Annotated in this window: 1 protein-coding gene; it reads left to right on the top strand. The window is 51.3% G+C overall.

The window, feature by feature from the left end:
- The first annotated feature begins 281 nt into the window (after positions 1 to 281).
- The gene (locus tag C451_RS03355) at positions 282 to 719 is read left to right on the top strand and encodes a transcriptional regulator TbsP domain-containing protein (protein WP_007737693.1); all 438 of its coding nucleotides are present in this window, start codon (positions 282 to 284) and stop codon (positions 717 to 719) included.
- The last annotated feature ends 69 nt before the right edge of the window (positions 720 to 788 follow it).

Here is a 788-nt window from a genome sequence, read left to right as displayed (position 1 = left end):
CCGTGAGTTTGTCTGTGTGCCTCAAGAAGCTCACCCTAATCATCAGCAGAAAATAACGTCGTCAATCTAGACGAGGTACTGAAAGTGGGCTTGGATTCTTGAATTCAGTCGGTTTTTTCACCCTTGGCGGTGGGTTTCTGATGATCGTCTTCACAGTGTTGGCGGTGATTGCTCGATACAACCGTTGACCCCGATCACGCTTGTTCTATTTTCATTACTACTAACTATTGAGTTGAAGTTGTACCGTCAATAGTATTAGATATGGGACTGTATTTCTGAACATGGGAATCTCCAACCCAACCGTCAAAGAAAATGCTGCAAGCGTTTTTGAGACAGTCTTCGCTGACGCAGCCGGTGAGAGTATCCTCGCGATTGGGTTTGGTGAGGAAACCACTACCTCTCTCATCGAACAGCTCGACAAACTCGAAGAGCCACCACAGGTTCGGCTCCTCGCCTCAGATGATGTTCTCAGGTGGGTCCGAGAGGACTTCCTCATGGCGAGCGCTGCCGCAGAATTGGTCGCCGCTGACACGCTCTCTTTGCGAGTGCTTCCTGATCCAGCCACCAATCAGCTACTGATCACTGAGAGTCAAGTGTTCAGTATCGTCCACGCTGGCTCCTTGACCGCTTGTACTGCTACTGACGACGCTGAATTCGTTTCGAACGCTCGTACGAAATACACCGATGCCTGGGAAGAGGCTCAGTGGACCATCCAGTAAATCCGTACCCAGTAGCAGGCCCCGTGTGACCACCGCTACCGGAGGTAGACTTGCGCAGCGGTGTCGAAG

It is taken from the genome of Halococcus thailandensis JCM 13552 (assembly GCF_000336715.1).
Classification (GTDB): Archaea; Halobacteriota; Halobacteria; order Halobacteriales; family Halococcaceae; genus Halococcus; species Halococcus thailandensis.
The sequence above is the reverse complement of the archived record's forward strand: the minus strand, read 5'-3'. Positions and strand labels throughout refer to the sequence as shown.

Excerpts from the sequence above, each read along its gene's own strand:
- C451_RS03355 (WP_007737693.1), top strand. The coding sequence starts at position 282 with ATGGGAATCTCCAACCCAACCGTCAAAGAAAATGCTGCAAGCGTTTTT.